We start from the raw sequence: 23,580 nt of genomic DNA on the forward strand, positions 1-23,580 counted from the left end.
ATTTCGACATCAGTTAGACATGCTGACCCGCACAGTAACCTGAAGCCCAGGCCCATTGGAAGTTGTGTCCCCCCAGATGCCCGGTCACATCCAGGCACTCACCGATGAAATATAGCCCCGGGGCCTTGTTGGCCGCGAATGTTTTTTGAGACACCTCAGCCGTATCAATGCCTCCAAGAGTTACCTCCGCGGTACGATAGCCCTCGGTGCCTGAGGGTTTGACCTGCCATCGGTTGAAACGCTCGGCAATCTCGGCAATGCGTGCATTGCGGCACTGGCCAATCTCGTCGTGTATTTGCCAGAGATCGCACAACGTCTGTGCCAGACGCTTGGTCATATGCTGTGCCATGAGGGTACGTACCTCGGCCTTTGGGCGCTCGTCACGTTGCTGCCTGAGCCAGTGTTCAAGGTCAGTCCCCGGCACAAGATCGATTTCAACTGCATCGCCGCCACGCCAATAGGATGATATCTGCAGAATGGCTGGACCGCTCAGGCCGCGGTGGGTAAACAGCAGGTTCTCATTGAATGAAACGCCGTTGCAACTGACTCTGACCGGCTGAGATACCCCTGCCAGTGGCTTCAGGTGCTCCAGCAGATCAGGCTGGAGTGTAAAGGGTACCAGTGCCGCCTGACGCGGTGTGACGTTGAGTCCGAATTGCTCGGCGATCTGGTAGGCAAATCCGGTGGCACCACCGTTGGGAATCGACAGACCACCGGTGGCAACCACCACCGATTCGGCAACAAATTGTCCGCGGGATGTGCGCAACGCATAGCCACTGGTGGTGGGCTTGACTTCAAACACCTGGGTTTCGGTCATAATCTCAACCCCTGCCCATTCACACTCGGTCAGCAGCAGCTGAAGAATTTCCTTGCTGGATTCGTTACAGAACAGCTGACCGGGTGTTTTCTCGTGGTATTCGATGCCATGGCGGTCAACCAGCTCAACAAAATCAGCAGCCCCAAAACGACTCAGCGCCGATTTACAGAAATGCGGATTGTCGCTCAGGAAGTTGGCTGCCGTATTGTGTAAATGGGTAAAGTTGCAGCGCCCACCACCTGACATGAGAATCTTGCGACCGATCTTTTTGGTGTGCTCAAGCAGCAGTACCCGACGGCCGCGGTAGGCCGCAATAGCCGCACACATGAGACCAGAGGCACCGCCGCCGATTATAATGACATCCCGCTCAGACACGCCTTAATCGTCCTGTTCAGCATCGGGCTGGACGGCTTTGTCTTGGGGCTTGTCTTTGGCAGCATTGAGCTTGCGAATCTTGGCCGCCAGCGGCCCTCCATGACGGGTTCCCTTACGCCCGGCAGCCTTGTCACGTTCCAGCGCGTTCTGACTGCCCTGCGCCTTCTCATACACGGACTTCTGTTTCTTGCGCTGTTCAAGTGCGCGCTTGCGCCGCGCTTCCTTGCTGGTCGGATCCGCAAGGCGCTCCTGTTTCTTGGGCTTGCGCTCCAGTACGGTCATGAAGGCGCCGATCTTGCGTTGTTTTTTACCGCGACTCATCAGTTACTCTCCCCGGCTTCAGCGGCTGCCAGTGCAGCGGCTTCGGCGGCGGCCTGTTCGGCCTCAATTCGTTTACGTTCCCACTCTTCGACGGTTTCGAAGGTTATGGGGCCCAGCTTGCCTGCACGCAGCTCAGTGAGCAGGATTTCAGACGCCTTGTGGCGGTCGACAACACCACCTGGACGAAGGCAGCCTCGCTTGCGACCGATCTCATCCAATAGTGCTTCGCGCCCTTCTGGCAGGGTTTTGAGTTTATAGCGTTCCACCAATCGCTGCGGATAATCCTGCAACATAAAGCCTGCGGCATAGGCTGCCACCAGTTCATGTTCTATGGCGGTATCCTTGATCGCACCGCTGGCGGCAAGGCGGTAACCGGAGTCTTCATCCTCGATTTTCGGCCACAGAATGCCCGGTGTATCAGACAGCGCCATGCCGTTGTGCACGCTGTAACGCTTCTGCGCCTTCGTGACGGCCGGCTCGTTGCCGACTTTGGCAATCTTGCGCCCAAGCAGTGCATTAATCAGAGTCGACTTGCCCACATTCGGGATGCCCATGATCATGGCACGTACGGGACGATCCTGACGGGTGCGTGCCGGCACCATCTGCTTGCACAGCTCCGGAATTCGCTTAATCAGGGCCTTCTGCTGCATATCCAGTGCAACTGCCGTGATCGCTTCGCGAGCGTTGAAGTAGTCAAGCCATTCCTGAGTCCGCTCGGCATCGGCAAGGTCCTGCTTGTTCAGCAGTTTCAAAACCGGCTTGTTGCGCCGCAGCTGATCAACCAGCGGGTTTTCACTCGACATGGGCAGGCGGGCGTCCAGGACCTCGATCACCACATCGATCTCATCCATTACCTGCGCAATTTCCTTGCGCGCCTTGTGCATGTGTCCGGGAAACCAGTTGATACGTGACATTAACAATCCAGTGCTTGCAAATCAGGGGGCAGCATTATACCTGCAGGCCGTACTCAACCATACCTGCAGGTGCTTGCAACATGATAAAATTATACACTTCCAGCCTGAAAACGCCGATTCGGGGACATGAATGGACAGTAATACTGAACGGGGACAGCCTCTGCTGGCCCGACAGCCGATCTTCGATCACCAGCAGCGTGTTATCGCCTATGATCTGTTGTACAAGGAAGACGAACACCTGAACGCGATGTTGCAGACGGACCCTGAAGCTGAATCCAGCTCAGAGGTGATTCTGCACGCCTATACCAGTATTTCGGATCAGGGCGAAGTGAAGCGCGTGCCCGCATTTATCCAGATTGCACCACGCATGATTCTGGAAGGCACCATGCCGACACTGCCGGCCAAGCAGGTCGTGATCTGTATTCGCCTGACTGAGCCGGGCAACATGGATCTGCTGCGCGCTCTGCATAAAATGTCGAAAGATGGCTACCGTATTGCGCTCACCGACTTCCGCTTCAGTCCCGAATACGATACTGCCCTTAAAATTGCCAAGATTATCAAAATTGATGTTGGCCAGTTGGATAGCGAGGAAATTCGCCGCCAGGCAGAGCTGCTTGCGCCTTACAAATCTACTCTGCTGGCAACCAACATCACCAGCTTCGACACGCTTGAACACTGCATCGAGAGCGGGTACAAGCTGTTCCAGGGCAGCTTTCTGAGCAAGCCCAAGGTTGTGAAGGGCCGCAAGGTCAATGCCAATCAGATAGCCTTGATGCAGCTGATGCAGGAGCTGCAGAAGCCCAATGCTACACCGGAAAAGCTGGAAGACTTGATCATCCGTGACCCTATACTCACCTATAAGCTGCTGCGCATCGTCAACTCTGCCGCCTACTCACTTGTGCGCCAGGTTGAGTCGATCGCGGAGGCTGTTGTGTTGCTTGGAATGGAGCAGATCAGAAAGTGGGCCACCCTGATTGCGATGACGGCGAACCGAGATAAGCCGGAGGAGCTTACCCGCATCTTGCTTACCCGTGGCCACATGTGTGAAATGATCGCGCAGAGTGAACATCAACCCAACCCGTCCGGTTTCTTTATGGTTGGCATGATGTCGGGCCTTCATGCGATGCTGGATATTGATCAGGAAACACTGCTTGAGCAGCTCCCCCTGGGCGAGGATATCAAAGCGGCATTGGCTAGAGGTGAAGGCAAGATGGGACAGCTACTAAGGCAAGTGATCGCATATGAATCCGGTGACTGGGATCAGTTGCCCAGCGATTTTGATATCTCGCTGTATGAAGCAACCTATCGTCACAGCTTGAAGTGGACCAAAGAGTCGATGCAGGCGATGTACGAATAAACCCATAAAAGAAAGCGCGTATCCGGAGAAGGGGTAGCCGGATACGCGCAGTGTGTACTTCCTTTTCAGCCTGCTCTGACAGGCCAGCGCACATCCGGTACGCTGTTGAATCCAGTATAGCCTTGGCTTTGAGCTTGTCACTGCAAAGTTAAAATATTTTTTAACTTTTCTGTTTTTGTTTTTAAATAACAAAAGGTTGGAAAGGAATTCAAGAAAGCATATGAGGATTGGTCGATAGAGCTATGGGCGGCGGGCAGTTTTGCCCGCCGCAACAGTAATCAGGCGGATGGCAGTTCCAGCTTTTGTTCGGAAACGAGTATGCCGTTGTTATCCGCATAGATAAATTCGCCCGGGTTAAAGGTCACCCCACCGAAGGTAACTGGTACGTTCAGCTGACCGACACCCAGCTTTTCTGTCTTCATGGGATGGGTTCCCAGTGCCTGGACCCCCAGCTCATCCAGCTCGGAAATCGCATTCACATCACGGATACAGCCGTAGATGATGATCCCTTCCCAGCCATTCTGCTGAGCCTTTTCAGCCAACATGTCCCCCAGCATGGCACGGCGCATTGAACCACCGCCATCCACTACCAACACCTTGCCTTTGCCGGGCTGAGCAACTTGCTCGCGTACCAGCGAATTGTCTTCAAACGCCTTGATGGTGACGATCTCACCACCGAAGGTTTCGCGACCGCCATAGTTGCCGAACATCGGCTCAACAACGCGTACCAGTTCCTCAAAGTGATCACACAGATCAGGCAGCAGATCTTGCATCGGGGTGCTCCTTGTTTCAGTTGGCGTAAATGTGCGCCATCATCGCCGATCGATTATATGTTTGCACTACAACTTAGGCATGGGGCCACAGCCCCATACCTTGAGAACTTAAACCGCCGATACTACATCGAGCAGCACCTGTACCGGGTGCGGCAGCTGCTGATCGTCAAAACGTTTCACCTGAGAGCGGCAGGAGTAGCCAGTGGCCATCAGCTTGCCCCGGTTTTCCGGGTGGTTGACGATATCGCGCCAGCTTAGGTCATAAATATCCTTCGAGCGCTGCAGGTTGGCAGTTTCATGACCGAAGGTGCCCGACATGCCACAGCATCCTGTCGCCACCACATCCAGCTGCTGGCCCAATGCAGAAAAAATGTTCTGCCACTGACGAATGCTCGGTGCAGCAGAGGTTTTCTCTGTGCAGTGAGCCATCAGACGGTATTCGCCCTGAGGCAGAATTTCAGGCAGCTCAACACGCTCCAGCTGCTGACTCAGCCATTCCTGAATCAGCTGCACCGGCGGCAGCTCACCTTCGACAGCGTCCTTGTACTCCTGGCGGTAGGTAAGTGTCATGGAGGGATCGATACCCACCAGCGGCAGGTCTAACTCAGCCAGTTGGTTGAGCATGCGCGTATTGCGCTGAGCCGCCTTGTCAAACGCAGCCATAAAGCCATGGACATGCAGAGGTTTGCCGTTGGGCATGAACGGGGCCACCATGACGTAAAATCCGAGTTTGCCCAGCAGATCAACCAGGTCCAGCACCAGCCGGGTTTCAAAGTAGCTGGTAAAGGCATCCTGCACGATCACCACGGCGCGTTCACGCTGGGCTGCACTGAGCCTGCTGGCGACCTCTGGCGTGGCCCAGTCGATGCCGCGCTGATCCAGACCTTGCCTGAGGCTGTTGGTGCAGATCACGGGGCTGTCGACCATGCCACCGATACGGCGCATGACACTGCGTACCAATGTATTGCGCATGGCCCAGTTGTACGGAGCCGGATACTTCGACAACGCTGGGATCATGAACTCAAGGCTACCGACCAGATAATCCTTGACCGGGCGCAGATAGCGGCCGTAATAAACTTCAAGAAAACGCGCACGGAAGTCCGGCACGTTAACCTTGATCGGACACTGGCTGACGCAGGACTTGCAGGCGAGACATCCCATCATCGCCTCATGTACTTCGTTTGAGAAGTCATAGCGCCCCTTGCGCCTGGCCAACGTGTTGCTGATTTTCTTCGGCAATGCCAGCAGGCCACTGCGGCTGCGTGCCTTTTCAGCTTCTGCTTTCACATCCACGCCACGGCTGGCCATCAGGCGCAGCCATTCACGGATCAATGAAGCGCGCCCTTTTGGTGAGTGAATACGCTCACGGGTGCCTTTCCAGCTTGGGCACATGGCATCGTTCGGGTCGTAGTTGTAGCAGGCACCGTTCCCGTTACAGTTCATGGCGGAATCGTATTGCTCACGCACCGCCGCACTGATCTGCCGGTCATGCTGCCCCCGCGTCGGGACCGCATCGATCTTGAGCAGTTCGGCTCCATCAATCGCAGGCGTTGCAATTTTGCCCGGGTTCAGCTGGTTGCGCGGATCGAAACAGCCCTTGATCTGCTGCAGTACAGGATAGAGCGGGCCGAAAAACTCGGGGGCATATTCGGAACGCACGCCTTTGCCGTGTTCGCCCCAGAGCAGCCCCTTGTACTCCTGTGTCAGGCGCACCACCTCATCGGTAATTTCACGGATCAGCTTTTCCTGCTCGGGGTCTTTCATGTCGATGGCGGGACGCACGTGCAGTACACCGGCATCCACATGACCAAACATGCCATAGGCCAGACCGCGATCATCCAGTACCTTGCGGAACGCCATGATGAAGTCGGCCAGGTTTTCCGGTGGCACGGCGGTATCTTCCACAAACGGGATTGGACGCTTCTGCCCCTGCGCATTGCCCAACAGGCCTACGGCCTTCTTGCGCATGCCCCAGACCTTGTTGATCTCGCTGGCGCCATACACCACGCTGAAGCCGAAGCTTTTACCCGGTTCGCCGCTGATCTGCTCAAGATGTCGGCAAAGCTTCTCGACCTTTTCGCGCAGCTCCTCCTCATCATCACCGGTGTACTCCACCAGATTGATCCCCTGAATGACCGGGTCGCCCTCTTTCTCGGGGAAGTAGTTACGCACGCTGTCCCAGACGATATCGCCCATTGCCAGATTCAGCACTTTGGAGTCCACGGTCTCGATCGAGGTGGGCTGCCACTGCATCAATGCCTGAGCATCACGCAAAGAGGCTTCAAAGCTGTCATATTTAATGTTGACCAGTGCTGCATGTTTGGGGATCGGCAAGACATTGAGCTTTGCTTCAGCGATAAACGCCAGTGAGCCTTCGGCGCCGCAGAGGATGGAGTTCAGATTGAAACGGCCAGATTCATCACGGATATGGGCCAGATCATAGCCGGTCAGGCAGCGGTTCAGCTTGGGGAAGCAGGTATCAATCTCATCCTGTCGCTCACGCTGAATGCCATCCAGCAGACGGTGTACTTCACCCACACGATCGGTACGTTGCTTAATTGTTTCCAGCTCGGCCTCATCAATCGGGCCGGATTGCCACAGCGTACCGTCCAGCCAGACACTGGTGAGCTCCAGAACGTGGTCACGGGTTTTGCCATACAGCACCGATCCCTGGCCGCTGGCATCGGTGTTGATCATGCCACCGATGGTGGCGCGGTTGCTGGTGGACAGCTCCGGCGCAAAAAAGAGTCCGTAAGGCTTGAGCGCGGCATTGAGCTGGTCCTTGACGACCCCGCCCTGCACTCGCACCCAGCGCTCATCCGGATTGATCTCCAGAATCCGGTTCATGTGCTTTGACACATCAACGATCAGACCATCGGTCAACGACTGCCCGTTGGTGCCGGTGCCGCCGCCGCGTGCGCTCAGTACGATGGAACGGAAACGGGGTTGATCCGCCAGACGTGCTATCAGCACCAGATCTTCACTGTTTTTCGGATACAGCACACCTTGAGGCAGGATCTGATAGATGCTGTTGTCGGTTGCCAGAACTACGCGGTTGGCATAGTCCGGGTTCAGATCCCCCTTGAACCCTTGCTGTTTCAGGGTTTCGATAAAGTCCAGATACAGGCTTTGAGTATCGTCGATGCTGTCAATGCGAGGGATCATGGTGCTCTCCGGGGCTTGTTTGAGGCGCAAGCGGGCTGTCATCAGAACAGAATAGACAGTCTGACAGCCATTGTTCAGTGGCGGGTAATGATGCAGAATCTTCATTTATCATTCAAATGATTAAATTCTATAAATTAATCAATATGGCTAATCAATAATGAGCAGCCCGATCGGTATTCGTCATCTGCAGGCTTTTATTGAAGTCGCGCGCTGCGGCAGCTTTACACGCGCCGCCGAGCACCTGTTTCTGACCCAGTCCGCTCTGACCGCCACCATCAAACAGCTGGAGCAGGATGCAGGGCTGATTCTGTTTGATCGCACCACCCGGCGCGTTGTGCTCAGTGCCGAAGGAGAGCGTTTTCTGCCGGTAGCCGAGCGCTTGTTGTCGGACTTTACTGCAGCCCTGACCGACCTGCGCGCCCGCGCTCAGCTACAGCAGGGGCATGTCAGCGTGGCGGGCTCCCCTTCGGTCGTGACCCGCCTGCTGCCCGCCGCCCTGCTGCAGTTTCGCACCCGCTACCCCTCGATCCTGGTCAACATTCGCGATGAGAGCGCCGGCAGCCTGGAGCAGCGCGTGCTCAACAATGAAGTGGACTTTGCGGTTGCCGGCAACCACTCGCAGCAACCCGAACTCGAATATGCCCCGCTGCTGCGCGATCGTTACGGACTGGTGGTGCCCAGCGACCATCCTCTGGCGCGGCATACCCAGCTGTCATGGCAAGCGATACCCGATGATCACCTGCTGCTGTTGTCGCAGGATACCGGCATTCGTGCCCAGCTCGCCCGCTTCAGTCAGCGAGGTGATATTCCGATTCGATTGGACCGGGTTCAGATTGAGGTATCCAACCCTGCCGCCATGGCGGCACTGATCAGTCAGGGACTGGGCATCAGCCTGCTGCCGGCCCTGGCCGCCGACGTGCACTCATTTGATGGGCTGGTTTTCATTCCGCTGCATGAACCACAGATCGAGCGTGAAATCTGCATCATTACCCGCAAGGGGCGAGCATTGAGCCCGGCTGCAGCGGCACTGCTCGATACTCTTCGAGAACATCTGCATCAGGCTCAGCTGCCCGCCTGGTGCAGCGCAATCAATTGAGCGGGATCTGTTTATGCCTGTGCGACGTAAGGATCTTAAACACAGCCTAGCGTGCATGAGATTACCCGATGCCGACTCGACCGATCCTTTTCTATGATGGCCAATGCCCACTTTGTCGCAAGGAAATTGCCCACTATAAGCGGCTAGACCGCCAACAGCGGGTTGATTGGCAGGATCTTTTCATTCCCGAATCTAGCCCAGAGCACTATGGTCTTGATCGTATTCAGGCAATGCGCGTGATTCATGCGGTTGATCGGCAGGGGCAGCTCCAAATAGGGGTACATGCCTTTATGGTGATCTGGCGAGAGCTACCCTACTACAGACACTTGGCCAGCGTGATCGATCAACTGCACCTGACTCGACCGCTGGACTGGGCCTACCACCGTTTTGCCGTCTGGCGTTTTCGCTCTCGCTGTAAACAGGGTTGCAAGCTGCCACCTGTCAAAAGGGTCACTGACTCATGAGCCTGCAGGTGGGTGTCCTAGATCAGGATACTGTTGCTTGAGGCGATGCAGCCGCCAGATTGTGATGGCGTTGGTCACAAGTACCAGCCCTTCAGCTAGAGTAGCCCCCACCGAGCCGATCAGGATGTTGCTGGTCATCCAGCAAAGCGCTGCAGCCCCCAGCATCAGCCGCATCGGGATACCACGAAGCAAAAACATGCTCAATGTACCCAGCGTACCGGCCAGCAGAGCGAAAAGGTCATGCCAGCTGTGCCAGGTTATCCAGGCTCCAGCCAGATTGAGCGCCAATATAACCCCAAGCAGCCACAGGTTCCCGGGATAGCGGCGGGCCAGAATTATGCGGAGGATCACAATCAGTGTCAGTAATGAGGCTGTCCAGCTCTGAAACAGGGCAAATTGCAGTGCAAAGGCTACATTCGCCGCCAGCAGCCAGACCATCAACCGTTGGTCCTGTTTGCTGGCAAAGGCGATCAGGCATAAGACAAGCGCTGTCAGACTGACCAGCTGGCCTGCCAGCTCCATCGGGCTTAAGGATGCCAGCATCAACGTGTTGTTGCCCATTTCGTAAGACTATCAGCGGGTATCGGCATCACCTGCCTCGAAGTCGTCGGCATTATGCCGTTCAGGCAACTGTTCAGCCTCATCACCCCAGGTCCGGTTTACCCGACGCCCACGTTTAACAGCTGGACGAGCATCAATTGTTTCGGCCCAGCGTTTCACATGCGTATAGCTGTCAACGTTCAAAAACTCGGCGGCACCATAGAGGCGCCCCAGCACCAGTGCGCCATACCAGGGCCAGATCGCCATATCAGCGATGGTGTATTCATCTCCAGCAACATACTCATGCTCAGCCAGCTGACGGTTCAGTAGATCGAGTTGGCGCTTCACTTCCATGGTGTAGCGATTGATGGGATATTCGTATTTCTCGGGTGCATAGGCATAAAAATGACCAAAACCACCGCCCAGGAAAGGTGCGCTTCCCATCTGCCAGAACAGCCAGTTGAGGGTTTCAGTACGCGCAGGCATTGTTTTGGGCAGGAAAGCATCAAATTTTTCGGCTAGATAAACCAGAATAGAGCCTGACTCAAACACACGCTGAGCCGGCATAACACTCTGGTCCAGCATGGCAGGAATCTTGGAGTTCGGGTTTATCTCCACAAATCCGCTGCCAAACTGATCACCCTCACCAATACGAATCAACCATGCATCGTACTCAGCGCCGCTGTGCCCCAGTGCCAACAGCTCCTCCAGCATGATCGTCACCTTGACTCCATTGGGGGTTGCCAGCGAGTACAACTGCAAGGGATGCTTGCCTACCGGCAGCTCTTTTTCGTGGCTTGCACCGGCAACCGGGCGGTTAATACTGGCAAACTGACCGCCACTGGGTGCTTCCCAGGTCCAGACTTTTGGCGGGATGTAACTGGAATCACTCATAACAACGCTCCTGTTGATCCGCATGGATCATTCATCCTGTGGGCTGACAGGTACAAAATCAAGCTCTGGAACTGAGGTCTAAAAGCCAGGCGTGTGATGAATGTGTATAGTAGATGCACTTTCATGAACAGCCATGTATGGAGGAGTGCCATGTCAGCGCTGCAATCCCTGTTTAATATCCAGTTTCCATTGATTCAGGCACCGATGGCGGGTGTACAGGGATGGGAACTTGCTGCAGCCGTTTCAAGCGCAGGCGCGCTGGGCTCTATCCCCTGCGCCATGCTGACGCCTGATGCCGTGCGAGATGCCGTCACCCACTTTCGCGCCCGAGCTGACCGTCCTGTTAATCTGAACTTTTTCTGTCATCAACCACCGGAACCTGATCCCGAGGGGCAACAGCGCTGGCTGGAGCAGTTTATGCACTGGTATGCAGAGTTGGGCCTGGAGGTACCGAGCGCCCCAGCTGGACCTGGTCGCTTGCCCTTCAATAAGGTGATGGCCGATCTGGTGACCGAATTGGCACCGGAGGTTGTGAGCTTTCATTTTGGCTTGCCTGAACCATCGCTGCTGGAGCAGGTACGCAGCAGCGGTGCCAGTATCATTTCATCGGCGACCACAGCTGAGGAGGCGTGCTGGCTTGCGCAAAACGGAGTCGACGCGATCATTGCCCAGGGACTGGAAGCCGGCGGACATCGCGGCATGTTCCTGAGTGAAGAGATCAGTACCCAGGTGGGCACTTTTGCGCTGCTGCCGCAGATCAAGGCCGCGGTCAAAGTACCGGTGATTGCCGCTGGTGGTATTGCGGATGCAGCAGGAGTTCAGGCGGCGTTGGCATTGGGGGCTGATGGCGTTCAGGTAGGAACTGCCTACCTTCTTTGCCCTGAAGCCAACACGTCGGCGGTACATCGAGCCGCGTTGCAGTCGCAGGGGGCAAGCCAGACAGTGCTGACTAACCTGTTCAGTGGCCGCCCCGCTCGCGGCATTGTAAACCGCATGATACGAGAACTGGGGCCGATCAATCCGTCAGCCCCGTCCTTTCCTCTTGCGACGGCTGCATCGGCGCCTCTGCGTGCACAAGCCGAACGCCTGGGCAGCGGCGATTTTTCGCCACTGTGGGCCGGGCAAAATGTCACAGGTTGCCGTTCCATCCCTGCTGCTGAACTGACGCAGGCACTGGTCGGCGATCTGACGCCCTCCGTCAGCTCCAGCTGACGGCCAGCTCAGATCAGGTGGATACCGGTTTCATCCTGACGGATGCGTCCGGTCTTCATCAGCTGGCCGAGCGCCATCTTGTAGGCTTTTTTGCTGACACCGAAAAGGTCACGGATGGCCTCGGGGTCACTCTTGTCCCCCAGAGGACAAAAACCGTCACGGCTTTCCAGATACTTCAGCACCTGATGGGCCAGCGGATCGATACGGGCATAGCCGGGCTTTTCCAGCATCACATCAATTTTGCCGTCTTCGTCTCGCACCTGCTTGATGAAGCCGGGCATACGCTGACCAGGGCGTACCGGTCGGTGGATATCCTGATGCTGCAGCAGTCCCATGGCGCGGTTGTCGATAATCACCTGATAGCCAATATCGGTAGGCCGCACCACCAGCAGCTCAACCAGCTGGCCCTGAGTGTAGTCATCGCCCGGCTCCAGATGCTTTTCCAGTTTGGCGCTGGCCGCGATGCGATTGGTGTTATCGAGGTAGAGATAAACGGTGACATAATCGCCAATCGTTAACGGTTTTACCTGCTCATTGAACGGCAGGAACAGGTCCTTCGGCAGCCCCCAATCCAGAAAGGCGCCGACCTTGTTGACATCAACCACTTTCAGGCTGGCAAACTGCCCTACCTGAGCCCTTGGGCGTCGCAGGGTCGCCACCGGCATGTCGTCAGAGTCCAGATAAACGAACACCTGCAGCCGATCGCCCAAGCGCGTTCCTTCAGGCACCTCTGGCTTTGGCAGAAGAATGCCGCCTTCGGCTCCGCCCTCAAGATACACACCAAAATCCACTTCTCGGATCACTTTCAGCTTGTTAAAGCAGCCGGTTTCGACCATTGATACACTCCACCCGCTCGGGGCCACTGTCTGTCTACGCGATTCAACTGTATAGGGTACCTGTTTATGACGGTTTTGCATGTAAAATGATGCTGTAAATCCTCAGAGCACTCACAGAAGGACAGCGCAATGCTGTGGCGATATGAGATTACCGGAGTCGATACCATCACCCTGCATTTCGGTGACCGGATCGAGCTGGCGCTGACACAGAAGGTTCACACGGCAACCCGACGGTTGAGCGCAGAGCTTGGCAATCGCCTGATCGACTGCGCGCCCTCCTACACCAGCATCATGTTGCGCTACGACCTGTTGCAGGATGACTTGGCCAGCTTGATGGCAACGGTCGCTCCGATACTCTCATCCCTGCATGACACGGACGAGAATGAAGAGCCACCGCTGGTGAACATCCCCGTGTTCTATCATCCATCTGTGGGGCCAGACCTGGAGCGAATTGCCGGGCGTGCCGGCATCAGCACCGAGCAGGTCATCGAACTGCACACGGCGCAGACCTACCATGTTTTTGCCATCGGCTTTGCTCCCGGTTTTGCCTATCTGGGTGAAGTGCCGAAAAGCATTGCAACACCACGCCTGGCTACTCCGCGCCAAAATGTGCCTGCTGGTTCTCTGGGTATTGCGGATACACAGACTGCAATATACCCACGCAACTCACCCGGTGGCTGGAATATCATTGGCCGTACTCCGCTGGCCATGTTTGACACCCGACGTGAACCCAACAGCCTGCTTCAGGCAGGTCAACGTGTGCGTTTTCACCCCATTAACCGCGATGAGTATCTCGCTCTGGGTGGTGAACTGGACGGAGGCTTTGCACGATGACAGCCGATTTACCTGGCCTGAGCATTATCAAGCCCGGCTTTATGACCTTGCTGCAGGACTCCGGCCGCCGCGGTGTTATGCGTCAGGGGCTGGCCTGTGGCGGTCCAATGGATCGCCACGCCTGGGCATGGGCCAATCGCTTGGTGGGTAATCCCTGGCATACAGCGGCACTGGAAGTCAGCTTTGGCGGTTTTGAATGCATGGCTGAGACTCACCTTCAAATTGCCATTACCGGAGCATATAGCAGCCTTCACATCAACGGAAATCCACAACCACGCTGGACGGCACTGAACATAAATCCGGGTGATCGGCTTGTATTGGGTCATCCGGCCTCCGGCGTCCGCGTCTACTTGGCGGTAAAGGGAGGCTTTGCACTTACCCCGGGGCTCGGTGGCAGCAACTCGACATTGGTGCGTGAAGGCACAGGGGCTTGCGGGGAGACGGCTCTGCACTGCAGGCCGGTGATCATCTGCCCTGCAATACTGTAAAATCGCACGGCATACAGCGTCAGATGCCAGAGCAATGGCTACCGGACTACACTGCCCCACTTGTGCTGGATGTGATTATGGGTGCACAGCTGGACCGTTTCCCGTCCTCAACGCTGCACCGGTTTTTCAGCAGTTGTTATACACTGACACCCCGCAGTGACCGAATGGGGGCACGACTGAGCGGGCCTGCACTTGAGCATCACGGGGTGACATTGATATCGGAAGGCATCAGTTTGGGAGCCATTCAGGTGCCGGCTGACGGTCAACCGATCATCCTGTTGCAGGATCATCAAACTGTCGGCGGGTACCCCAAACTCGGTGCCGTCACGCCCCGCAGCCTGGATGCGCTGGCGCAACGGATGCCTGGCAGCGAAATTCGTTTCCGGCCGATTGCGTTGCACGAAGCACAGGAGCAGGAGAAACGGTTTCTGGCTTTTTTTCAGGGTCAGTAGATATTCACGGTATTGCGCCCCAACTGCTTCGCCTGGTACATCGCTTCATCCGCCTTGCGGATCAGCTCTGTTTGGCTCAAATCTCCACCCGTAAACAAAGTAGCTCCGATACTTGCCGTACACTGGTACACGACTGACTGCAGGCTGCCATTTTCCTGTACAAACTTGAGTTTGCAGGGGGTTGCTATGGCGGCTCGGATCTTTTCGGCTACCTGTTTTGCCTGCCTGACTGCCGTATTGAAATCCGGGCTCAATCTCTCCAGCACCACCACGAACTCATCCCCTCCCAGTCGAGCTACCGTATCCCCACTGCGTACATGACGACTGAGTCGCTTGCCAATTTCAACCAGCAACTGGTCACCCACGGCATGGCCGTATTGGTCATTCAATGGCTTGAAGTTGTCAAGATCGAGCAGCATCAAAGCTGTATAACTTGAAGCTGACGTATCGTCTGAAAGTACGAGGGCAAGCTTGTCGTCCAGCAACCTCCTGTTCGCAAGGTTTGTCAAAGGATCGTAGTAGGCAAGTTCACGAATGGTGTTTTCAGCGCGTCTTTTTTCAATCGCGATGCTGGACAACCGAGCACAGTGTTCGATGATTTCTATCTGCTCATCAGTGGGTACAGCCGTTGTGCGGTGATAGATGGCAAACGTGCCCAGAACAGCCCCGTGGCCTGTCTTGATTGGCTGAGACCAACATGCCTTCAAGTTGGCCTGCTCCGCCAGCTTTCTGACTGCCTTCCAATAAGGATGTGTTGAAATATCCTCAACGATGACGCGCTCACCGGTAAAGGCCGCCGTGCCACATGAACCCATACCGTGCACAATCTCAACCTTCTCGAGCGCTGCATTGTAAAAATCAGGCAGGCTTGGAGCGATGCCGTTGCACAGATGGCTGCCCAGAAAATCAGTCTGCATAATGCTGCACAGCATCTCCGAGTACAGAGACTCAATGCCCATCACCAGCTCAAGCAAAATATCTTCAAGCACGGCGCTGCTTGCCAGCATTTCCAGAATACGGTTGCGAAAGCGTTCAAACTCTTCCGCTCTTTTTCGTTCCGAAATATCAATGATCAACCCCAACAGGCCGCCCTGATTATCACCCATATCAAAGGTTTTCCGTTGATAGAGGGCTGTACGGGGCTTACCGTCACTGAAGGCCAGTTCGATCTCTTCACGCGTCTCTCCGCGTTCCTGCAAAAGCTTCCGGTCTGCTTGCTGGAAAGCCTGGCGTGCAGATTCAGGCAGGTATTCAAGATCAAGAACGGTTTTGCCAACAAAATTCTTGCGCTGAATTCCAAACGCTTCTTCATATGCAGCATTACATGCAATAAAGACGCCCTCATTGTCTTTGACAAAAATGGGGTTTGGCAGCGCATCGAGAAAGGCGGAAAAGAGCGTGAGCTGTTTTTTTAGCTCCTGCTCACTTTTAACCAGGCTATTGACCAGCTGATCGACGGAAAGCGTGCTTTCAAGCGGGGTACTTTGATATCTGTTTGGTTCTTTATCATCCATAGTGATACCCAGACTTGGCTCGCACTTCACCCCGGGAAGGGATAATCAGGCTCATGCCTGTTATTAATCAAAGCATACATCACATACGCTGAACAGCATGCTTCATGCTTTAACCGGCCAGGTCAGCGCTTTTTGCCAGCGCGTTTTTTCTTGAAGTAGTCCTTGACGGGGGTCGGCTTGTCCGGCAAAGCGGCAGCAAACCGTTTGCGCATCGACTCTACACGCGATTCTTTCTGCTGGTGCCGTTTTTCCTGGCGACACCTGTCCCCAGCCTCATTGAAATCCACTACCCTGTTATCGGTCATGACCCCCTCTTGTGACCTTTGCCATGGGGCAAGAGCTGCCGGGCTGTTGACTGAAGGTACCGCCACAGCCCGGCGCTTCAGGTTCAGGCGCCAGGCTTTTTCTCATTGGCAAGGAAGAACCAGGTGTCCAGTACCGAGTCTGGGTTCAGTGAGACACTGTTGATTCCCTGCTCCATCAACCAGCGCGCCAGGTCCGGGTGATCCGATGGCCCCTGGCCACAGATGCCGACGTACTTGCCGGCCTTGCGGCAGGCATTGATCGCCATCGCCAGCAGGCACTTGACCGCTTCATTACGCTCGTCAAACAGGTGCGCAATGATACCGGAGTCACGGTCCAGCCCCAGCGTCAACTGAGTCAGATCGTTGGAACCGATGGAGAAACCGTCGAAGTATTCAAGGAACTGGTCCGCCAGCAAGGCGTTTGATGGTATTTCACACATCATGATCAGGCGCAGTCCATTGTCACCGCGCTTCAGTCCATTTTCGGCCAGCTGCTCGACAACCTGTTTGGCTTCGCCGGGAGTGCGCACAAACGGCAGCATAATCTCGACGTTGGTCAGCTTCATCTCATCACGCACCCGCTTGAGTGCACGACACTCCAGTTCAAAGCAGTCACGGAAGTTATCAGAGATGTAACGTGCCGCGCCACGGAAACCCAGCATCGGGTTTTCTTCACTGGGTTCATAGCGATCGCCGCCGATCAAGTGACCATATTCGTTCGACTTGAAGTCGGACATGCGCACAATCACCTTCTTCGGGTAGAAGGCAGCCGCCAGAGTAGAGATACCCTCGACCAGCTTGTCGACGTAGAAATCGACAGGTGAGGCATAGCCACCGATTCGGCGCTCAATCACCTGCTTGACGTCGCGTGGTTGATCATTGAAATTCAGCAGTGCCTTGGGGTGTACGCCGATCATTCGGTTGATGATGAACTCGAGTCGTGCCAGACCAACACCTGCATTGGGCAGTGACTGGAAATCAAATGCACGGTCAGGGTTACCCACGTTCATCATGATGTCGAACGAAAGGGTTGGCATCGATTCGACGCTGTTGCTCTGATGCTCGAACGCCAACTTGCCTTCATAGGCACGACCGGTATCGCCCTCGGCACAGGACACGGTCACCAGCTGTCCATCGTTGAGTTTTTCAGTTGCATCACCACAGCCGACAATGGCCGGGATACCCAGCTCACGGGCAATAATCGCCGCATGGCAGGTGCGGCCGCCACGGTTGGTCACGATAGCCGCCGCGCGTTTCATCACCGGCTCCCAGTCCGGGTCGGTCATGTCCGTCACCAGTACATCGCCCGGCTGCACTTCATGCATTTCGTCCAGACCATTTACCACGCGCACGGTACCTGAACCGATACGATGGCCAATGGAACGGCCCTCAACCAGCACCTTGCCCTTTTCCTTCAGCAGGTAACGCTCAATGACAGTGCTTTTGCTCTGGCTGCGTACGGTTTCCGGTCGCGCCTGTACAATGTAAAGCTTGCCGTCATCACCATCCTTCGCCCACTCGATGTCCATCGGACGACCGTAGTGTTTCTCGATGATTACAGCAATACGCGCCAGCTCTTCCACATCGGCATCATTGATGGAGAAGGTGTTGCGCTCAGCTTTTGGCACATCGACCGTCTCAACAGCCTTACCGGTACTGCCATCACCGGTATAAATCATTTTGATCGCCTTTGATCCCAGAGTACGTCGCAGTATTGCAGGCGCCCCCTGAGCCAGTGTGGGCTTGTACACGTAAAACTCATCAGGGTTCACGGCGCCCTGAACGACGGTTTCACCCAGACCATAGGCAGAAGTAATGAACACTACATGGTTGAAGCCAGACTCGGTGTCCATGGTGAACATGACACCCGACGCACCGGTTTCAGAGCGCACCATGCGCTGAATGCCGGCAGAGAGTGCGACCTCGGCGTGAGTGAAGCCCTTGTGCACACGATAGGAGATCGCGCGGTCGTTATAGAGTGAGGCAAACACTTCCTTGATCGCCTGCTTGACGTTATCAAGTCCACGAATATTGAGAAAGGTCTCCTGTTGACCGGCAAAAGAGGCATCGGGCAGATCTTCAGCGGTGGCAGAGGAACGAACGGCAACCGCGATCGCCTCTCCCTGACTCATCTCCGCCCAAGCGGCTTCAATGGCCTGATTCAGCTCAGGCTGAAAATCGGCTTCCATGATCCACTGGCGGATATTGCGGCCTGTTTCAATCAAGGCGCGCGTATCGTCTGCATCCAGGGCATCCAGTGCCTTGTTGATGCGATCAGCCAGGCCGCTTTGTGCCAGAAAATCACGATAGGCCTGCGCCGTGGTAGCAAAGCCACCCGGAACACGCACTCCAGCATCACTGAGCTGATGGATCATCTCGCCCAAGGATGCATTCTTACCGCCGACTTTGTCGACATCACCCATGCCTGCCTGTTCAAGGCGCAGTACATAATCCTGCAAAGCCAATTCTCCTGAATCTGAGCTGTTTGACGTAAGGATCATTGTTATTATTATTGACCGGAAAAACCGGATGATACTGCAGATAAGCGTAAAAATCTTGGCTGTCGCGAAATGTAATTTTGCTACAAAAACAACCGCCACTTTATCTGTTAAAATCGCGCTTCTGATCACAGACCCATGCTTTCAATTGTCGACACTTGAGGCCCACTGATGAAACGAACCGCATTTTTTATCTCTGATGGCACTGGCATCACGGCTGAGACATTGGGAAACAGCCTGCTGTCACAGTTCGAGGCCATTCGGTTCGAAAAGATCACCCTGCCTTATGTAGACACGATTGATAAAGCCAAGGCCGTTGTAGAGCGCATCAACCGCCAGGGAGAGGAGGACGGCAAACCTCCCATCGTGCTTGATACCATTGTCGATGACGAGATTCGTGAATTGCTGGCCACCTGTAACGGCTTCAAGATTGACGTTTTCTCCACCTTCCTGAAGCCGCTTGAGTCAGAGCTGGAAACTCACTCTTCCTATTCGGTTGGCAAGTCTCATGCGATCAATGAGATGGATCGTTACAAGGACCGCATCGACTCAGTCAATTTTGCACTGGATAACGATGATGGTGCCCGAACCCGCCAGTATGACAAGGCCGACATTATACTGGTGGGCGTATCCCGCTGTGGCAAAACCCCTACCTGCCTCTACATGGCGTTGCAGTTTGGAATCCGTGCGGCCAACTACCCACTGACAGAAGAAGATATGGAAGCCAGCCGCCTGCCTGAATGCCTTCAGCAGCACCGGCATAAACTCTATGGCCTGACCATCGATCCCTTTCAGCTGGCAGCCATTCGTCACGAACGCCGCGCCAACAGCCGCTATGCCTCGCTGGATCAGTGCGACTTTGAAATCCGTACCGTTGAGCGACTGTTCCAGAAGGAAAACATACCCTGTATCAACACCACCAATTTTTCCATTGAAGAGATTGCGACCCGCATCATTAACGAGTCCGGGCTCAAGCGTCGCATAAGCTGATGGACTACTGTGCCGCCGCCGTTTTTTCTCATAAAATGGCGACCTGTTTCTCACTTCTGTGTGGAGTATCACCATGCCCAAAGCGGCAGATGTCAAACGCGGTAACCTGATCGAACTCAATGGCCAGTACATGCTGGTACAGCAGATCGATGTAAAGAGTCCGACAGCACGCGGTGCCCAGACCCTGTATCGGATGCGCTTCAGCAAGCTGCCCGGTGGCGGCAAGTATGAAGAAACCTTCACCGGCGACGACATGCTCAAGGAAGCGCAGCTCGAACGGCGTAAGTGCTCCTACCTGTACAAGGAAGGTGATTTGTACACCTTCATGGATTCAGAAGACTACAGCCAGTACATGATTGATGCCGACACGATCGAAGCACAGCTGCCCTACCTGATGGACGGCATGGAAAACATCATGGCACTGCTGGTTGAAGGCAAGGTGATGACCATCGAAGTGCCCGGCACCGTGGTGATGGAAATCATCGAAACCGTACCGGGCATGAAAGCAGCCAGCGCGACTGGTCGCACCAAGCCGGCCAAGTTTGCAACCGGCCTTGAACTGCAGGTACCCGAGTTCCTCGAAGCGGGTGAAAAGGTCAAGATCAACACAGAAACCGGCAAGTACCTTTCGCGCGCCTGAGGTTTGCAGGGGTTTTCCTTGATGCCCGCCCCGGGTTCAACATAGAATCCCCTGCTTCTTAACGAAAATGATACATTTTTGATGACCAGACTGCGCTGTATTGAAGAACTTGTTCAGGAGTTCCAGGAACAGAGGCCCATCCGAGGCGGATCGCTGATCATCACCATTTTTGGTGATGCCATCGCGCCCCGTGGCGGTACCGTGTGGCTGGGCAGCCTGATCAATCTGCTGGAGCCACTGGGCCTGAATCAGCGACTGGTGCGCACTTCCATCTTTCGTCTGACCAAAGACGGCTGGCTGACCTCCAATCAGATTGGCCGTCGCAGCTACTACACCCTGACCGATTCCGGTCGGCGCCGCTTTGAGAGTGCCTTTCGTCGCATCTACGCCGAACTCTACCCCGAGTGGGACGGCAAGTGGGACATGGTGCTCGCCACCCAGCTGGATAACGAGCTGCGCAAGGTACTGAAGAAAGAGCTTGAGTGGCAGGGTTTCGGTAACATTGCGCCGAGCATCATGGCACACCCGATGGCAGATCAGCAGGAGCTCTATAACACCCTGCAGGAGCTGTGCGTTCAGGCTGAAGTGATCCATATGCGTGCTGAGATGGTGGGTACAACCCAAACGTCGGCTGCGCTGAAACAGTTGGTGCATGAATGCTGGAATCTGCAGCAACTGGCAGAGGACTATAAGCAGTTTCTTGACCGATTTCGTCCGATCCTGCGTGCATTGGAGTCTGCCGAAAATCTTGACCCGGAACAGTGCTTTCAGCTGCGCACATTGTTGATCCACGATTATCGACGATTGCTGCTACGTGACCCGCTGCTCCCCGAAAAGCTGCTGCCTGCCGACTGGGCCGGTACATCAGCGCGGGTGCTGTGTCGGAATATCTACCGCCGGATTTACTCCGGAGCCGATCAATGGCTGGCGGCTACCCAGGAAACCGCGGATGGCCCACTGCCTGAACCCGCGCCCCGTTTTTACAAACGCTTTGGCGGCCTTTAAGCCGCCTGGCCAGCAAACCGAGTGACGAACGATGCCCCTGCCCCCTGCTGAAGACCGTGAACTGCTACACACCCGTTATATTACCTGCAAAGGCTACAAGCGCAGAGATGGACTATGGGACGTGGAGGGCGAGCTGGTAGACCTGAAGAGCTTTGACCTGCAGGTTATTGAGCGCAACGATGGCATCATTCCCACCGGAGAGCCACTTCACAAGATGGCACTGCGGCTGACCGTTGATTACGACCTGCTGATTCATGACGTTCAGGCCAGCATGGACTACACGCCATTCAAGCATTGCCCGAGTATCGCCGACAATTTTCGCCGCCTGATCGGTCACCGGATTGCACCTGGCTTTACTCGTCTGACCCGTGACTTGTTGGGTGGAATTCAGGGCTGCACCCATCTGCTGGAGATGCTAGGCACCATGGCAACCACCGCCTACCAGACCACCCATCAGGAGCGCGAAAAGCGGGAGGATTTTGGCATTGGTGGCGAAACACCTCCGCCAACACTGAACACCTGCCACAGCTTTGATACCCACGGGCCAGTGGTTCAACGCTACTGGCCGCAGTTCTATACCGGTGACAAGGATTCAGACAAGGATGATACGCCGCAGTCCTGACTTGCGGCGTATCCTGTCACTCAATCCCGGGCTGAGCGCTGTTTGAGTTCAGACAACGGAATGACACTGTCATCAAAGCTGAGTCGCTTGCGATCAGGCTCAACCTCTGTAAGCGGTTCCACCTCCTGCATGGTATTCAGGCTGCGGATGGTCAGGTCCTGGTACTGGCGCGTGCCCATTCCCTTCCACTCAATTTCTTCATCGCTCAGCTCGCGAATAATGCGCGCAGGTGATCCTGCCACCAGTGTACGTGCCGGAACTTCGAACTTGGCCTTTACGAATGACATGGCAGCCACAATCGCGGACTCGCCAACCACTGCATCATCCATGATCACGGCATTCATCCCAACCAGTGCGTTACGCTTGATGACGCAACCGTGCAGCACAGCCCCGTGACCAATATGCCCATCCTCTTCGATCACGGTATCGGTACCGGGGAAACCGTGCATGACACAGGTATCCTGAATGTTGGCACCCTCTTTCAGCACAAGGCGACCAAAGTCACCGCGCAAACAAGCCGCCGGCCCCACGTAACAGCGCGGACCAATGATTACATCCCCAATCAGTACAGCAGTCGGGTGTACATAGGCCGTTGGATCAATCACCGGGGTAATGCCGTCAATGGAATAGACTTTCATAACAGACTCCATGGCTACTGTTTTGTTGTGATTATCAGCATTAATGGCTCGGCAGGCTACCACATCCCTGCCAAGATGCCATATCGACAACGCTGAATTGATCCATCCGGTTTCCCTAAAATCATTGCAGCCGCTATGCTGCAACAAAAACGCAGCGAGGAGACATCATGCTGATTCATCCTGACAAATCCTGCCTGCTGGTGATCGACATCCAGCAGCGCATGGCGCCGGTTATCCATGAAGCTGACCAGATTGTCAGCAACTGCGAATGGCTGATCAATATTGCCAACCGGCTTGAAGTGCCTGTCTTGACCACCGAGCAGTACCCGCAGGGGTTGGGTGCTACATTGCCACAACTTCAGGCGATTCTGCCGCCTGAAAACGTGATGGAGAAAATTCACTTTTCGGCCATGTCCGACCCCGAACCCAACCGCCGCATCAATGCCGGCAAGCACAACCAGGTGATCCTGATCGGCATGGAAACCCACGTGTGCGTGCTGCAAACTGCCATTGAACTGAAGCAGCAGGCACGTGAGGTCTATGTGGTTGAGGACTGTGTGTCATCTCGTTCACCGGCCGACAAGGCGGCTGCTCTGGCGCGACTCCGTCAGTGCGGCATTTATGTAGTCACCCGTGAAATGGTCGCCTTTGAGTGGTTGCGCCGTGCCGGAACCGACACCTTCCGCGAAATAAGCCGCGAATACCTGCGCTAAACCATTCAGTAATAACCCCTACCCCCTTGACTAAAACCGGCAGATCCATGAAAGTTTACGTTAACGTAAACTTTCGGCTGCCTGCTTCTGTTTCCTGCATACAGCCGACTCACCATA

General features: G+C 55.3%; 24 protein-coding genes. 12 read left to right on the forward strand and 12 right to left on the reverse strand.

The annotated features are described in order from the left end of the window. Nucleotides 1-13: 13 nt before the first annotated feature. From ABIE61_RS05435 to ylqF, 3 genes are read right to left on the reverse strand one after another with little or no spacing between them, the layout of a single operon-like run. A complete protein-coding gene (locus ABIE61_RS05435) occupies nt 14-1,192 on the reverse strand; it encodes a BaiN/RdsA family NAD(P)/FAD-dependent oxidoreductase (protein ID WP_354407436.1) in 1,179 nt (392 codons plus the stop codon). Nucleotides 1,193-1,195: 3 nt separating this feature from the next. Continuing rightward, nucleotides 1,196-1,513: a hypothetical protein gene (locus ABIE61_RS05440; protein ID WP_091824219.1), complete on the reverse strand. Its 318-nt coding sequence runs from the start codon at nt 1,511-1,513 to the stop codon at nt 1,196-1,198. Continuing rightward, nucleotides 1,513-2,427, reverse strand: a complete 915-nt coding sequence (ylqF, locus tag ABIE61_RS05445; protein WP_354407439.1) for a ribosome biogenesis GTPase YlqF — start codon at nt 2,425-2,427, stop codon at nt 1,513-1,515. Before ylqF ends, ABIE61_RS05440 begins: the two co-directional genes overlap by 1 nt. 130 nt (nt 2,428-2,557) lie before the next feature. Here ylqF and ABIE61_RS05450 point away from each other — a divergent pair, with 130 nt between their 5' ends. Then, nucleotides 2,558-3,784 (forward strand): EAL and HDOD domain-containing protein, encoded by a 1,227-nt coding sequence (locus ABIE61_RS05450; protein ID WP_206841502.1) that lies wholly within the window; start codon nt 2,558-2,560, stop codon nt 3,782-3,784. Nucleotides 3,785-4,062: 278 nt separating this feature from the next. Here the strand turns inward: ABIE61_RS05450 and ABIE61_RS05455 are convergent, their stop codons facing one another. Together ABIE61_RS05455 and ydiJ are read right to left on the reverse strand one after the other, a co-directional pair. After that, nucleotides 4,063-4,557, reverse strand: a complete 495-nt coding sequence (locus ABIE61_RS05455) for a putative 4-hydroxy-4-methyl-2-oxoglutarate aldolase (protein ID WP_091824228.1) — start codon at nt 4,555-4,557, stop codon at nt 4,063-4,065. A gap of 108 nt (nt 4,558-4,665) precedes the next feature. Further along, nucleotides 4,666-7,722 (reverse strand): D-2-hydroxyglutarate dehydrogenase YdiJ, encoded by a 3,057-nt coding sequence (gene ydiJ / locus ABIE61_RS05460; protein WP_354407443.1) that lies wholly within the window; start codon nt 7,720-7,722, stop codon nt 4,666-4,668. 157 nt (nt 7,723-7,879) lie between these two features. On the opposite strand from ydiJ, the gene ABIE61_RS05465 reads away from it, so the two are divergent. Continuing rightward, nucleotides 7,880-8,818: a LysR family transcriptional regulator gene (locus ABIE61_RS05465; RefSeq protein WP_354407445.1), complete on the forward strand. Its 939-nt coding sequence runs from the start codon at nt 7,880-7,882 to the stop codon at nt 8,816-8,818. Nucleotides 8,819-8,886: 68 nt separating this feature from the next. Then, nucleotides 8,887-9,282: a thiol-disulfide oxidoreductase DCC family protein gene (locus tag ABIE61_RS05470; RefSeq protein WP_354407448.1), complete on the forward strand. Its 396-nt coding sequence runs from the start codon at nt 8,887-8,889 to the stop codon at nt 9,280-9,282. Here the strand turns inward: ABIE61_RS05470 and ABIE61_RS05475 are convergent. Both ABIE61_RS05475 and yghU read right to left on the reverse strand, forming a co-directional pair. Beyond that, entirely contained in the window at nt 9,277-9,843 is a 567-nt protein-coding gene (locus tag ABIE61_RS05475) for a YgjV family protein (RefSeq protein ID WP_354407451.1), read from the reverse strand. The two genes, ABIE61_RS05470 and ABIE61_RS05475, sit on opposite strands and share 6 nt — an antisense overlap. Nucleotides 9,844-9,855: 12 nt before the next feature. Then, on the reverse strand, nt 9,856-10,716 hold the full coding sequence (gene yghU / locus ABIE61_RS05480; protein WP_354407454.1) for a glutathione-dependent disulfide-bond oxidoreductase: 861 nt from the start codon (nt 10,714-10,716) through the stop codon (nt 9,856-9,858). Between the two features lie 150 nt (nt 10,717-10,866). Between yghU and ABIE61_RS05485 the strand changes: the two genes are divergently transcribed. Next, nucleotides 10,867-11,928, forward strand: a complete 1,062-nt coding sequence (locus ABIE61_RS05485; RefSeq protein ID WP_354407457.1) for an NAD(P)H-dependent flavin oxidoreductase — start codon at nt 10,867-10,869, stop codon at nt 11,926-11,928. Between the two features lie 8 nt (nt 11,929-11,936). Here the strand turns inward: ABIE61_RS05485 and ABIE61_RS05490 are convergent, their stop codons facing one another. Then, nucleotides 11,937-12,764 (reverse strand): CvfB family protein, encoded by an 828-nt coding sequence (locus ABIE61_RS05490; protein WP_354407459.1) that lies wholly within the window; start codon nt 12,762-12,764, stop codon nt 11,937-11,939. Nucleotides 12,765-12,893: 129 nt separating this feature from the next. On the opposite strand from ABIE61_RS05490, the gene pxpB reads away from it, so the two are divergent. The 3 genes from pxpB to ABIE61_RS05505 are packed head-to-tail and all read left to right on the forward strand — an operon-like array spanning nt 12,894 to nt 14,538. Further along, on the forward strand, nt 12,894-13,598 hold the full coding sequence (gene pxpB, locus ABIE61_RS05495) for a 5-oxoprolinase subunit PxpB (RefSeq protein WP_354407462.1): 705 nt from the start codon (nt 12,894-12,896) through the stop codon (nt 13,596-13,598). Next, nucleotides 13,595-14,086 carry a 5-oxoprolinase subunit C family protein gene (locus ABIE61_RS05500; RefSeq protein ID WP_354407465.1) on the forward strand — a complete coding sequence of 164 codons (492 nt, stop codon included), beginning with the start codon at nt 13,595-13,597 and terminating at the stop codon, nt 14,084-14,086. The genes pxpB and ABIE61_RS05500 overlap by 4 nt, the downstream gene beginning before the upstream one ends. Then, nucleotides 14,029-14,538: a 5-oxoprolinase subunit C family protein gene (locus ABIE61_RS05505; RefSeq protein ID WP_354407467.1), complete on the forward strand. Its 510-nt coding sequence runs from the start codon at nt 14,029-14,031 to the stop codon at nt 14,536-14,538. Before ABIE61_RS05500 ends, ABIE61_RS05505 begins: the two co-directional genes overlap by 58 nt. On the opposite strand, the gene ABIE61_RS05510 is transcribed toward ABIE61_RS05505, so the two are convergent. From ABIE61_RS05510 to ppsA, 3 genes are all read right to left on the reverse strand, one after another. Continuing rightward, a complete protein-coding gene (locus ABIE61_RS05510) occupies nt 14,532-16,052 on the reverse strand; it encodes a sensor domain-containing protein (RefSeq protein ID WP_354407469.1) in 1,521 nt (506 codons plus the stop codon). The two genes, ABIE61_RS05505 and ABIE61_RS05510, sit on opposite strands and share 7 nt — an antisense overlap. A gap of 122 nt (nt 16,053-16,174) precedes the next feature. Next, nucleotides 16,175-16,357 (reverse strand): tRNA (uracil-5-)-methyltransferase, encoded by a 183-nt coding sequence (locus tag ABIE61_RS05515; RefSeq protein ID WP_091824254.1) that lies wholly within the window; start codon nt 16,355-16,357, stop codon nt 16,175-16,177. Between the two features lie 83 nt (nt 16,358-16,440). Next, nucleotides 16,441-18,780 (reverse strand): phosphoenolpyruvate synthase, encoded by a 2,340-nt coding sequence (gene ppsA / locus ABIE61_RS05520; protein WP_502915041.1) that lies wholly within the window; start codon nt 18,778-18,780, stop codon nt 16,441-16,443. Nucleotides 18,781-19,026: 246 nt separating this feature from the next. Between ppsA and ppsR the strand changes: the two genes are divergently transcribed. From ppsR to ABIE61_RS05540, 4 genes are all read left to right on the forward strand, one after another. Further along, a complete protein-coding gene (ppsR, locus tag ABIE61_RS05525; protein ID WP_206841475.1) occupies nt 19,027-19,845 on the forward strand; it encodes a posphoenolpyruvate synthetase regulatory kinase/phosphorylase PpsR in 819 nt (272 codons plus the stop codon). 73 nt (nt 19,846-19,918) lie between these two features. Beyond that, the gene (efpL, locus tag ABIE61_RS05530) at nt 19,919-20,485 is read left to right on the forward strand and encodes an elongation factor P-like protein EfpL (protein ID WP_206841472.1); all 567 of its coding nucleotides are present in this window, start codon (nt 19,919-19,921) and stop codon (nt 20,483-20,485) included. A gap of 81 nt (nt 20,486-20,566) precedes the next feature. Beyond that, the gene (gene paaX / locus ABIE61_RS05535) at nt 20,567-21,490 is read left to right on the forward strand and encodes a phenylacetic acid degradation operon negative regulatory protein PaaX (protein WP_354407475.1); all 924 of its coding nucleotides are present in this window, start codon (nt 20,567-20,569) and stop codon (nt 21,488-21,490) included. Between the two features lie 31 nt (nt 21,491-21,521). Next, nucleotides 21,522-22,112, forward strand: a complete 591-nt coding sequence (locus tag ABIE61_RS05540) for a DUF2889 domain-containing protein (RefSeq protein WP_354407478.1) — start codon at nt 21,522-21,524, stop codon at nt 22,110-22,112. Nucleotides 22,113-22,132: 20 nt separating this feature from the next. Here the strand turns inward: ABIE61_RS05540 and paaY are convergent, their stop codons facing one another. Further along, complete coding sequence (paaY, locus tag ABIE61_RS05545; protein ID WP_091824272.1) at nt 22,133-22,750, reverse strand: phenylacetic acid degradation protein PaaY; 618 nt, start codon at nt 22,748-22,750, stop codon at nt 22,133-22,135. A gap of 167 nt (nt 22,751-22,917) precedes the next feature. Between paaY and ABIE61_RS05550 the strand changes: the two genes are divergently transcribed. Next, nucleotides 22,918-23,463: a hydrolase gene (locus ABIE61_RS05550; protein ID WP_354407480.1), complete on the forward strand. Its 546-nt coding sequence runs from the start codon at nt 22,918-22,920 to the stop codon at nt 23,461-23,463. Nucleotides 23,464-23,580 lie beyond the last annotated feature (117 nt).

The sequence above is a fragment of the Marinobacterium sp. MBR-111 genome (genome assembly GCF_040547585.1).
GTDB classification, from domain to species: domain Bacteria; phylum Pseudomonadota; class Gammaproteobacteria; order Pseudomonadales; family Balneatricaceae; genus Marinobacterium; species Marinobacterium iners.